At 70.8% G+C, this 10343-nt stretch carries 15 protein-coding genes; 14 read left to right on the forward strand and 1 reads right to left on the reverse strand.

Going from position 1 to position 10343, the window contains the following annotated elements:
* Window positions 1-60 precede the first annotated feature (60 nt).
* The 14 genes from ffh (at window position 61) to VNM44_RS03395 (ending at window position 10042) form a co-directional block, all read left to right on the forward strand.
* Window positions 61-1407, forward strand: a complete 1347-nt coding sequence (gene ffh / locus VNM44_RS03330; protein ID WP_325622593.1) for a signal recognition particle protein — start codon at window positions 61-63, stop codon at window positions 1405-1407.
* A gap of 72 nt (window positions 1408-1479) precedes the next feature.
* Window positions 1480-1725: a 30S ribosomal protein S16 gene (gene rpsP / locus VNM44_RS03335; RefSeq protein ID WP_325622595.1), complete on the forward strand. Its 246-nt coding sequence runs from the start codon at window positions 1480-1482 to the stop codon at window positions 1723-1725.
* Window positions 1726-1727: 2 nt separating this feature from the next.
* Entirely contained in the window at window positions 1728-1958 is a 231-nt protein-coding gene (locus tag VNM44_RS03340; RefSeq protein ID WP_325622597.1) for a KH domain-containing protein, read from the forward strand.
* Window positions 1959-1976: 18 nt separating this feature from the next.
* A complete protein-coding gene (locus VNM44_RS03345; protein WP_325622599.1) occupies window positions 1977-2426 on the forward strand; it encodes a hypothetical protein in 450 nt (149 codons plus the stop codon).
* 76 nt (window positions 2427-2502) lie between these two features.
* Window positions 2503-3159 carry a tRNA (guanosine(37)-N1)-methyltransferase TrmD gene (gene trmD, locus VNM44_RS03350; RefSeq protein ID WP_325622602.1) on the forward strand — a complete coding sequence of 219 codons (657 nt, stop codon included), beginning with the start codon at window positions 2503-2505 and terminating at the stop codon, window positions 3157-3159.
* On the forward strand, window positions 3156-3962 hold the full coding sequence (gene lepB, locus VNM44_RS03355; protein WP_325622604.1) for a signal peptidase I: 807 nt from the start codon (window positions 3156-3158) through the stop codon (window positions 3960-3962). Before trmD ends, lepB begins: the two co-directional genes overlap by 4 nt.
* A gap of 117 nt (window positions 3963-4079) precedes the next feature.
* Window positions 4080-4427 carry a 50S ribosomal protein L19 gene (gene rplS / locus VNM44_RS03360; RefSeq protein ID WP_325622606.1) on the forward strand — a complete coding sequence of 116 codons (348 nt, stop codon included), beginning with the start codon at window positions 4080-4082 and terminating at the stop codon, window positions 4425-4427.
* 41 nt (window positions 4428-4468) lie between these two features.
* Entirely contained in the window at window positions 4469-4801 is a 333-nt protein-coding gene (locus tag VNM44_RS03365; RefSeq protein WP_325622608.1) for a hypothetical protein, read from the forward strand.
* A gap of 54 nt (window positions 4802-4855) precedes the next feature.
* Window positions 4856-5500: a ribonuclease HII gene (locus tag VNM44_RS03370; RefSeq protein ID WP_325622610.1), complete on the forward strand. Its 645-nt coding sequence runs from the start codon at window positions 4856-4858 to the stop codon at window positions 5498-5500.
* Window positions 5497-5823, forward strand: a complete 327-nt coding sequence (locus VNM44_RS03375; RefSeq protein ID WP_325622612.1) for a YraN family protein — start codon at window positions 5497-5499, stop codon at window positions 5821-5823. The genes VNM44_RS03370 and VNM44_RS03375 overlap by 4 nt, the downstream gene beginning before the upstream one ends.
* A 221-nt stretch (window positions 5824-6044) precedes the next feature.
* Window positions 6045-6896, forward strand: a complete 852-nt coding sequence (locus VNM44_RS03380; RefSeq protein WP_325622615.1) for a M48 family metalloprotease — start codon at window positions 6045-6047, stop codon at window positions 6894-6896.
* Window positions 6897-6942: 46 nt separating this feature from the next.
* Complete coding sequence (locus VNM44_RS03385) at window positions 6943-8073, forward strand: DNA methyltransferase (protein ID WP_325622617.1); 1131 nt, start codon at window positions 6943-6945, stop codon at window positions 8071-8073.
* A gap of 79 nt (window positions 8074-8152) precedes the next feature.
* Complete coding sequence (locus VNM44_RS03390) at window positions 8153-8803, forward strand: hypothetical protein (protein ID WP_325622619.1); 651 nt, start codon at window positions 8153-8155, stop codon at window positions 8801-8803.
* 99 nt (window positions 8804-8902) lie between these two features.
* On the forward strand, window positions 8903-10042 hold the full coding sequence (locus VNM44_RS03395) for a YifB family Mg chelatase-like AAA ATPase (protein WP_325622621.1): 1140 nt from the start codon (window positions 8903-8905) through the stop codon (window positions 10040-10042).
* Here the strand turns inward: VNM44_RS03395 and VNM44_RS03400 are convergent.
* Window positions 10033-10308, reverse strand: coding sequence for a hypothetical protein (locus VNM44_RS03400; protein WP_325622623.1), 276 nt, complete (start codon window positions 10306-10308; stop codon window positions 10033-10035). The genes VNM44_RS03395 and VNM44_RS03400 overlap by 10 nt on opposite strands.
* Window positions 10309-10343: the final 35 nt, after the last annotated feature.

The following is a 10343-nucleotide window of genomic DNA, read 5'->3' on the forward strand; positions in this document are numbered from 1 at the left end:
ACGAGCCGGCGCCGGTCAGCGTGACCGCCCTGACGGAGCGCGGGGCTACGCTTCCGGGCGATGTTCGACGCACTCGCCAACCGCCTTCAGGACGCCATGGGCGACCTCGGACGTCGCTCGCGCCTCGACGAGGAGACCGTCACTCGCGCGACGCGGGAGATTCGCCTCGCCCTGCTCGAGGCCGACGTCGACTTCGAGGTCGTCAAGGACTTCGTCGCGTCCGTCCGCGAGCGCGCCCTCGGGCAGGACGTGCTGAAGGGGCTCGAGCCGGGCCAGCAGGTCGTCAAGATAGTCCACGAGGAGCTCACGGAGCTGATGGGCTCCTCCGACTCGAAGCTCGCTTTCGGGCGCCCGCCGACGGTCGTCCTGCTGTGCGGGCTCCAGGGCTCGGGCAAGACGACCGCCGCCGCCAAGCTCGCCCTGCACCTGCGCAAGCACGAGAAGAAGACGCCCGGTCTGGTGGCTGCCGACCTCCAGCGCCCCGCAGCGATCGACCAGCTCGAGCAGCTCGGCCGGCAGCTGCAGGTCCCCGTCTACCGCACCGACACGACCGACGCCGTCGTCGCCGCCCGCGAGGGGCTCGAGCGCGCGACCGCCGACGGCTGCGACGTCGTGATCGTCGACACCGCGGGTCGTCTCCAGATCGACGAGGCGCTGATGGAGGAGCTCGCGCACGTCCGCGACGCCGTCAAGCCGCTCAACGTGCTGCTCGTGCTCGATGCGATGACCGGTCAGGAGGCAGTGTCGGTCGCGCGCGCGTTCCAGGATCGGATCGCCTTCGACGGCGTCGTGCTGACGAAGCTCGACGGCGACGCGCGCGGCGGCGCTGCGCTCTCGGTCAAGGCGATCACCGGTCGGCCCGTGAAGTTCGCGTCGGTCGGTGAGAAGCTCGACCAGCTCGAGGTCTTTCACCCCGACCGGATGGCATCGCGGATCCTCGGGATGGGCGACGTCCTGACGCTGATCGAGAAGGCGGAGCAGGCGGTCGAGCAGGACGAGCAGGAGGAGATGGAGAAGCGCCTGCTCGCCGGGCAGTTCACCTTCGACGACTTCCTCGCCTCGACGCGGATGCTGAAGAAGATGGGGCCGCTCAAGGGCGTGATGAAGCTCGTCCCCGGCATGGGCCGCCAGCTCGAGGGCCTCGACGTGGACGAGAGCCAGATGGGACGGATCGAGGCGATCGTGCTCTCGATGACCCCGCACGAGCGGCGGACGCCGCATCTCATCAACGGGCCGCGCCGGCGACGGATCGCGGCAGGGAGCGGGACGTCGATCGAGGACGTCAACCGTCTGCTTCAGGCGCGCAAGCAGATGGAGAAGATGATGAAGGCGATGGGGAAGGGCAAGATGCCGACGCTGCCGCCGGAGCTCACCGGCGCCAGCCGCGCGAAGCGCGGCCGGCGCTAGAAGATCTAGTGGCGGGAGCAGCGGAGCGGCTTCGGGCACAATCACGCTTTCACCAATGAGAAAGGCTGGAACATGGCGGTACGCATGAGATTGACGCGCGTCGGGTCGAAGAAGAACCCGATCTACCGCGTCGTCGTGGCCGACTCGCGCTCCCCGCGCGACGGGCGCTTCATCGAGATCGTCGGGCGCTACAACCCGCAGACCGACCCGTCGACGATCGACCTCGATGCGGACAAGGTCAAGGACTGGCTCGCCAAGGGCGCGCAGCCGTCGGACCCGGTCGCTCGGCTCATCAAGGCAGCCGGCATCGAAGGCTAGGCGTGGAGGAGCTCCTCGCCTGGATCGCGCGCGGGCTCGTGGACGAGCCCGAGGCTGTCCAGGTCGAGCGCTTCGACGAGGGCGACGTGGTCGTCCTTCGGCTCCACGTCGCGCCCGACGACGTGGGCAAGGTGATCGGCCGCCAGGGTCGGGTCGTGCGGGCGCTGCGCACGGTCGTGCGGTCGGCGGCGGCGCGCGGCGACCGCCGGCTCGTGCTCGAGATCGCGGACTGAGCCCTGGACGAACGGCTCGTGCCGATCGGCCGGGTCGGGCGGCCGCACGGGCTCGACGGCGCATTCGTCGTCGAGCACGCGAGCGACGACGACCGGCGCTGGCAGGTCGGCGCATCGCTGCACGTCGACGGCGCTCCGGCCACGATCGAGGTCTCCCGCCGTGTTGGCAGCGGCCGGCGGGCGATCCGCCTGGATCGACCGGTCGAGCGCGGTGCCGAGCTCACGGTCGAGCGGTCGGAGCTACCGAGCCCCGAGCCCGACACGTACTACGCGTTCCAGCTCGTCGGGCTGGTCGTCGTCGACGAGGGCCGGGATCCGCTCGGACGCGTGATCGCAGTTCATCCCGGTGCGGCGAACGACAACCTCGAGCTGGAGGACGGGCGCCTCGTGCCGCTGATCGAGGACGCCGTCCGATCGGTCGACCTCGAGGGCCGAACGATCGTCGTCGACCGCGGCTTTCTCGGTTGATTCGGCCGCGAAGCCGACGTTACGACGGGGGTCGGAGACTCGGGCCCGTCGACCCGAGGGGGTACCCTGCATCGCCGTGCGCATCGACGTCTTCACGCAGGTTCCGCACGCCTTCGCCTGGCTGACGGAGCAGAAGCCGCTGGCGACCGTGCTCGGCGGCGAGCTCGAGCTCCGGCTCCTCAACTACCGCGACACGACGCCGCTGCGCGCCGGTCAGGTCGACGACGACCCGTACGGCGGCGGCGCGGGCATGGTGCTGCGGGTGGACGTCGTCGACGCCGCGCTCGAGACGGCCTACGGTGGTGGCCGGCCGTCGCGGATCGTCGCGCTGACGCCGCAGGGCCGACAGCTGGATCAGATGCTCGTCGAGGAGCTCGCCGCAGAAAGCGAGCTCGCGCTTCTCTCGTCACGCTTCGAGGGATTCGACGAGCGGATCGTGACCCACCTCTGCACGGACGCTGTGTCGATCGGGCCGTACGTCCTGTCCGGCGGAGAGCTTCCGGCGCTGGTGCTGCTGGACGCAATCGCCCGCAGGCTGCCCGGCGCCCTCTCGGAGGGGTCGGGCGAGCACGAGAGCTTCTCCGAGGAGCTGGACAGGGGTCTCGAGTACCCCCATTACACGCGCCCGGCGGAATATCGGGGGTGGGACGTCCCCGAGATCCTGCTGTCCGGCGACCACGCCCGCATCGACCGCTGGCGCCGCGAGCAGAGCCGCGCCAGGAGCCTCTCGTGAGCGGGCTCGGCGACCCGGAGACGCGCCCCGACGAGCCGATCGTGCCCCGTCCGGCGCCGTTGCCCGAGGCCGACGGAGACCAACCGCAGCCGGGCTGGCCGACCACGCCTGCGGAGCCGCTCGAGGGCCCGGACGACGAGGCCGGTGGGCCGCCGGCGCCGTCGGCCGCCGCCCGTCCGCAGCGGCACTCGCGAAACCCCGTCGACCGGCTGACGCGCGGCCTTCCCGACCCGATCCGGGTCGTCGTCGACTGGGTGATCACGATCGTCGGCGCCGTCGCGATCGTGCTCCTCGTGAAGGCGTACGTCGTCAACCCGTACCGCATCCCGTCGTCGTCGATGGAGCCGACGCTCCACTGCGCCAAGCCTGCATCGGGCTGCGAGGCGCGGTTCTCGGACCGTGTCCTCGCCAACAGGTTCATCTACCACCTGCGCGACCCACGGCGCGGCGAGATCGTCGTCTTCGACACACCCGATGCTGCGCGGATCAAGTGCGGCGCGGGCGGGACGTTCGTCAAGCGCCTGATCGGGCTTCCTGGCGAGACCGTCGAGGTTCGCCTGCGGAGCGGCCTGGGCTACGTCTTCATCAACGGGAAGGAGCTCCGCGAGCCGTACATCCAGGCGAGCAGGCGCTCGACGGAGGACTTCGGGCCGGTCAAGGTCCGGAAGGACAACTACTTCATGATGGGCGACAACCGCTCGCAGTCCTGCGACTCGCGCGAATGGGGGTCGGTGCCCCGCGGCAACCTGATCGGCAAGGTCTTCGCCACGTACTGGCCGCCGAACCGGCTGAGTCTGCATTAGGGGACTGGCCCCGAAGACGCCCGTCCCCCGCGACGCTCACAGGGGCGGTCCCCTTCGGGGACAGACCCCTCGAGTCGTTTCGCTATGATCCGCGACCGGCCGTCCGGCCACCTTCCTATGAGCACGATCATCGAGAGCCTCGAGCAGCGTCAGCTGCGTGACGTTCCCGCCTTCAAGGCCGGCGACACGCTGCGCGTCCACTTCAAGGTGATCGAGGGCAACCGCCAGCGCGTCCAGGTGTTCGAGGGCATCTGCATCAAGCGGCAGGGCTCCGGTGCGCGCGAGACGTTCACGGTGCGCAAGAACTCGTTCGGCGTCGGGGTCGAGCGGACCTTCCCCCTTCATTCGCCGAAGATCGAGAAGCTCGAGGTGGCGATGATCGGCGACGTGAACCGGGCGAAGCTCTACTACCTCCGTGGCCGCGTCGGCAAGAAGTCGCGGGTGCGCGAGCTGCGCCAGTCGTAGCCGGTCTCGCGCTGCGCGCGATCCCGGCTAGATTCGCTTCCGTGCGCGTGCTGTTCGCGCTCGTGGCATCGTGTTGCGCGCTGCTCGTGCTCGCCGGCTGCGGCGGGACGGAGGATGCGTCGCAGCGGCTCGCGCGCGAGGCGGTCGTGGCCCACGTGGCCGGGGACCCCGCCTACGAGGCCGACGGGACTCATTGCACGGGCAACCCGCGGCCCTGGTTCGTGGAGAGGCAGGCAACCGAGTCGATCTGCGCGGTTCCGCGTGCCGGGGGCGGCTGCGACTGGTTCCACGTCGACCTGATCCCCGTCGGCGCGGCCGTCACGACGCGGGTCCGGCTCGACTCGCCGGACGCAGGCTGCACGCTGGGCGTGTAGAGACGGCACGAAGGCGGCACGGTCCCGTCCGAGAACGCGGGATATCCTCCTGCCGTGCCGCTCTCGACCGGCCAGCGGTTGCTCCGCCACGATCGGCGCCTCGGTGCGCGGTTCGTCGCCGGTGCCGACGAGGCCGGTCGCGGGTCGCTCGCGGGACCCCTCGTCGTCGCGGGCGTGCTGCTCGACTACGGGGCACTGCGCGGGCACCGCGTGAGGCCGCTCGCGCTGCTCAACGACTCCAAGCAGGTCGACCCCGAGGAACGCGAGCGCCTCTTCCACGCCGTGCTCACCGCCGCGAGCGCCGTCACGGTGCGCGTCATCTCCTCGACCGAGATCGACGGCCGCGGCCTGCACCGCTCGAACCTCCGCGGGCTCCGAGAGGTCCTCACGGAGCTCCATCCTCCCGCGGAGGCGTGCCTGGTCGACGGGTTCCGGCTCGGATCGCTGGCGCCGCCGCACACGGCCGTCGTCGACGGCGACACGAAGAGCGCCGCGATCGCCGCCGCGTCGATCGTCGCGAAGGTGACACGCGACCGCCTCATGCGTCGGCTCGACGCGCTCTACCCACGCTATGGCTTCTCCTCCCATGTCGGCTACATCACGCCCGAGCACACGCGGGCGGTCCTCACGCACGGGCCGTGCCCGCAGCACCGCCGGTCGTTCCAGGCCCGGGCGTACCTCGAGACCGTCGCGGCGTGAACCGCGGCGAGCGGATCGCCGCGCGCCACTACCGGCTCCACGGCTACCGAATCCTCGGGGCGAACGTCCGAAGCGGCGGCTACGAGCTCGACCTGATCGCGCGCCGCGGCAGGCGACTCGTGTTCGTCGAAGTGAAGGAACGGGCGTGCGATCGGTTCGGGGGAGGCGTCGCGGCGGTGAACGCGGAGAAGCGCCGCAGGGTGCGCCGCGCGGCGGCGTCGTGGCTCCAGGCGCATCCGGAGACCGCTTCCCTCGAGATCCGCTTCGAAGTCGTGTCCGTCAGCGACAGCCGTGTCGAGCGACTCCGGTTCGCGGACAGCTGAGGGCACTCGGGCGACGGGAATGACGGGAACGCCCGTTCCGTTACACTCGTAACCAAGAAAAGAGCCGGGGGGCACTATCCCCCAACGGGCGCGCTCGTCAACACGGCCGTGAGGTGGCAGCACCCACGTTCCCGGGCGCGTCGGCCTCCGCGGAGCGGGGGCGGGAGAAACCTCCGGCTGACAGGGAATCCACGTCAGCCGGAAAGGAATCGAACCGCCCCATGACCAGCCGTTCACGTACCTGGATCCTGCTCGCCGGCCTCTCGGCGCTCTTCGTCGCCGTCGGCGGGCTCGTCGGAGGCACCGGCGGCATCGTCGTCTTCCTCGCGATCGCGATCGTGTTCAACTTCGCGATGTTCTGGTTCTCGGACCGGATCGCCCTCAAGATGAGCCGAGCGCGGCCGCTCGAGGCCGGGCAGATGCCCGATCTCGTCGCCGACGTCGAGGACCTCTCGGCGCGCGCACGCATCCCGGTCCCGCGCCTCTACGTCATCCCCTCGCAGCAGCCGAACGCGTTCGCCACGGGACGCAACCCGCAGCACTCGGCAGTCGCGGTGACCGAGGGCCTCGTCGCGCTGATGCCGCGCGACCAGGTGCGCGGCGTGCTCGCCCATGAGCTCTCGCACATCCGCAACCGCGACGTGCTCGTGACGACGATCGCGGCGATGATCGGCGCCGCCATTTCGGCGATCGCGAACTTCCTCCAGTTCCAGTGGCTCTTCGGCGGCGACGACGACGAGAGCCCGCTCGGCTTCATCGGAACGATCGCGGCGATCCTGATCGCCCCGATCGCCGCGATGCTGCTGCAGTTCGCGATCTCGCGGCAGCGCGAGTTCCTCGCGGATGCGACGGCGGCCGAGCTGCTCGGCACGGGACGCCCGCTCGCGGACGCGCTCGGGACGCTCGAGCGCGGGGTGGAGGCGCTGCCGATGCAGGTCAACCCCGCGACGGCGTCGCTCTACATCGCCAATCCGCTCTCCAGGGGCGGCATGTCGTCGCTCTTCTCGACGCATCCGCCGATCCCGGTGCGGATCGCGCGACTCGAGGCGCTCGACGCCGCACGCGGCCTCTGACAGGAGCTCCGAGGAGTCCGAGCCATGGGCGCCGAAATATGCGCCCATGGCGGCGACGCAGGAGGCCCTGTACGCGGGGCGGCTCGACCTCGACCTCTCGTGGTCGGAAGGACAGCTGCCCGAGCGTGAGCGGACGAAGCACGTCCACCGCCTCCATCCGTACCTGGGCAAGTTCGTGCCGCAGCTCGTCGAGGCGCTGCTCGAGCGGTACGTCGCTCCGGGTGGGCACGTGCTCGACCCGTTCGCAGGCTCGGGGACGACCCTGGTACAGGCCCTCGAATCGGGCCGTGACGCGACCGGCGTCGACATCGCCGGCTTCAACTGCCTGCTGATGCGTGTGAAGACACGGCGTCACAACCTGGACGCGGTCCGGCGCGATCTGCTCTGGGCTCACGAGCAGGCCTCGGCGTTTGCGGCCGACGAGCGGATGCCTTCCGGGGCGACGCCCTACCTCCGCGACTGGTTCGCGCCGCGCGCGGTCGCCGAGCTGCTGCACTTTCGCTCGCTCGTCGAGCAGGTCGCCTCGGCCGACGTGCTGCGCGTGATCCTCGCGCGGGCCGCCCGGTCGGCCCGCCGCACGACGCACTTCGACCTCGACTTCCCCCGCGAGCCGCAGCACGGGCCGTACTGGTGTCACAAGCATCGCCGCACGTGCACGCCCGTCGGCGAGGCGCGGAGGTTCCTCCTGCGGTACACGCTCGACACGCTCGACCGCATCGAGACATTCACTGCGGCCCGTGCAGCCGACGTCCACGCTTCGGTGCAGCACGGCGACGCTCGAGACCTCGAGCTCGGCGGGCCGTTCGACGGCGTCGTCACCTCGCCGCCGTACCCCGGCCTGATCGACTACCACGAGCAGCATCGGTACGCGTACGAGCTGCTCGGTCTCGACGAGCGCCGTGAGGCTGAGCTTGGTCGTCCCGCCCGGGGGCTCGGTCGCGATGCGATCCGTGCCTACGTCGAGGGCGTCGCAGCAGTGCTCGCGAACGCACGCCGGCGACTCGGTCCGAGCGCCCCCGTGTGCATCGTCGTGAACGATCGCCGCGACCTCTATCCCGAGATCCTGCGGCGTGCCGAGCTTCGCCTCGAGGACCGCCTCGAGCGCCATGTGAACCGCCGCACCGGCCGTCGCGCAGGGGAGTACTTCGAGTCGATCCTCGTCTGCCGCGCCGCCTGAGCGCGCTCGACGCCCTTTGCAGGATCCTCACACGGCTGTTCCATCCTTGCGATCGATCCGCTCCCGACCAGGAGGTCACATGAGAACGTTGATCCGTCACCGGCCGTCGCCGGCCATGGTCGTCGCATGCCTCGCGCTCCTCGTCGCCCTCACGGGCACGAGCGTTGCCGCCGTCTCGGCGCTCGCGCCGAACTCCGTCGGCACCGCGCAGATCAGAGCGAGCGCCGTCACCGGGGCAAAGATCCGGGCGAACGCCGTCACCGCGGCGAAGATCAAGAACCGCAACGTGACCGGAGCGAAGATCGCCCGGAACGCAGTCACGGGCTCGTTGGTCCTGAACGGGTCGCTCACGCGGGACGACTTCGCATCCGCCTCGCTTCCCGCCGGCCCCGCCGGCCCCGCAGGTCCGGCCGGCCCGGCGGGCCCCGCCGGCCCTGCAGGCACGATCGGCCCGATCACGGTGCGACAGGCGAGCGCGGTCGTGCCGGGCGGCGTTGCCGAGAACGGCGCCTACGACACCGTGACGGTGGGCGTGAACTGCAACGCGAACGAGAAGGCGATCTCGGCCGGGACCGGCTGGAGCGACGACGCCGCGGACCGCGAGCTCTGGACGCAGCGGATCACGCCGGTCATCACGAACAACGCTGTCACCGGCTACCGGGGCACGGGCGGCAACGACAGCGGCAACACGAGCACGTTCACGCTCTACGTCCTCTGCTACACGGGCTGACGAGGACACGCCGACGGTGGGGCCGCCGAGGCCCCACCGTCGCAAACCTGGCTCGAAGACGGCACGAACTCGTGACACCTTCGGCCGTACGGTCGAAGCGTGTTCGGTCGGGCGGTCACGTTCGCGCTCGTCGGGCTCGAGCCGCGGCGCGTCGAGGTCGAGGCGCACCTCCGCTCGGGCCAGCAGCCGACGTTCTCCATCGTCGGGCTGGCCGACCGCGCCTGCCAGGAGGCGAAGCACCGTGTGCGCAGCGGTGTCCACTCGGCGCTCCTGCCGTGGCCGGACATGGTGATCACCGTGAACCTCGCACCCGCCGCGTTGCGGAAGGAGGGGACGGGCTTCGATCTCGCGATCGCCCTGACGCTGCTCGCCGCGTCCGACGAGGTGCCGGCCAAGCGGCTCGCCGAGCACGCGTGCATCGGCGAGCTCGGGCTCGACGGGCGCATCCGGCCGGTCGTGGGCACGATCGCAGCCGCTGAGGGAGCGGCTCGGGCAGGGTTCTCGCGGCTGCTCTGCGCGTCGGATTCCTCACGGGAGGCTGCGCTCGCGGGGATCGAAGCGGTGGGCGTGCGGCACATCGCCGAGGCCGTCGGTTACCTCCGCGGCGAGGACGACATCGAGCCCGCATCGCCGGAGCAGGACACGCTCCCGGTCGACACGCGCCTCCCGGACCTCGCCGACGTGCGCGGCCAGGAACGCGGTCGCCGGGCGCTCGAGCTCGCCGCGGCGGGATCGCACAACCTCCTGCTCGCCGGCCCGCCCGGGACGGGCAAGACCATGCTCGGGCGGCGACTTCCCTCCATCCTGCCGCGGCTCACCCAGGAGGAGGCGCTCGAGGTGACCCGCATCCACTCCGTCTCGGGAACGTTGCGACCGGGCTCAGGGCTCCTCACGACACCACCGTTCCGGGCGCCCCACCATGGGGCATCGGCCGCGGCGGTGATCGGTGGAGGGACCGTCCCGCGGCCGGGGGAGGTGAGCCTCGCGCACCGCGGCGTGCTCCTGCTCGACGAGCTGCCCGAGTTCCCGCGCTCGGTGCTGGAAGCCCTGCGGCAGCCGCTCGAGGACGGCGTCGTGTCGGTTGCGCGGGTGGGCGGCCGCGCGCTGTTCCCCGCGCGCTTCCGGCTCGTGGCGACGGCCGAGCGTTACCTCCGCCCCGGCGGTGGAGGCGCTGTTCGGCCCGATCCCGGTCTGGTGCCTAGATCGGGTCGTGGACTCGCGCGGGGTGTCTACGCGTAGTGGTCGCGGAGGAGCGCCGCCGACTTGGGCGGACCCTGCGTGAACCCGGCTTCCTGGAAGATCGCGGGAACCTCAGGGTCGGACGTGAAGCTGCGCCAGCCCGCCTCGTCCCAGTCGAAGATCGCCCACACCCGGTCGCTCTCATTCGGATCCTGAAAGACGTGCGCCCCCTTACAACCGTGCGCCTTCCGCTTCTCAGCGCCCTTGGTCGAGAACGTTCCCCAGAAGCGGTCGAAGTCTTCGATCTTCGCTGTTGCCAGAACCATCCGTGCCTCCTCTTGTCCGACTCGTGTGGCGTCAC

It is taken from the genome of Gaiella sp. (genome assembly GCF_035558935.1).
GTDB lineage: Bacteria > Actinomycetota > Thermoleophilia > Gaiellales > Gaiellaceae > Gaiella.

What these genes read in the sequence shown, in the direction of transcription:
- ffh (WP_325622593.1), top strand. Translation starts at nt 61, where the DNA reads ATGTTCGACGCACTCGCCAACCGCCTTCAGGACGCCATGGGCGACCTC.
- rpsP (WP_325622595.1), top strand. Translation starts at nt 1,480, where the DNA reads ATGGCGGTACGCATGAGATTGACGCGCGTCGGGTCGAAGAAGAACCCG.
- rplS (WP_325622606.1), top strand. Translation starts at nt 4,080, where the DNA reads ATGAGCACGATCATCGAGAGCCTCGAGCAGCGTCAGCTGCGTGACGTT.
- VNM44_RS03380 (WP_325622615.1), top strand. Translation starts at nt 6,045, where the DNA reads ATGACCAGCCGTTCACGTACCTGGATCCTGCTCGCCGGCCTCTCGGCG.
- VNM44_RS03385 (WP_325622617.1), top strand. Translation starts at nt 6,943, where the DNA reads ATGGCGGCGACGCAGGAGGCCCTGTACGCGGGGCGGCTCGACCTCGAC.
- VNM44_RS03390 (WP_325622619.1), top strand. Translation starts at nt 8,153, where the DNA reads ATGAGAACGTTGATCCGTCACCGGCCGTCGCCGGCCATGGTCGTCGCA.
- VNM44_RS03400 (WP_325622623.1), bottom strand. Translation starts at nt 10,308, where the DNA reads ATGGTTCTGGCAACAGCGAAGATCGAAGACTTCGACCGCTTCTGGGGA.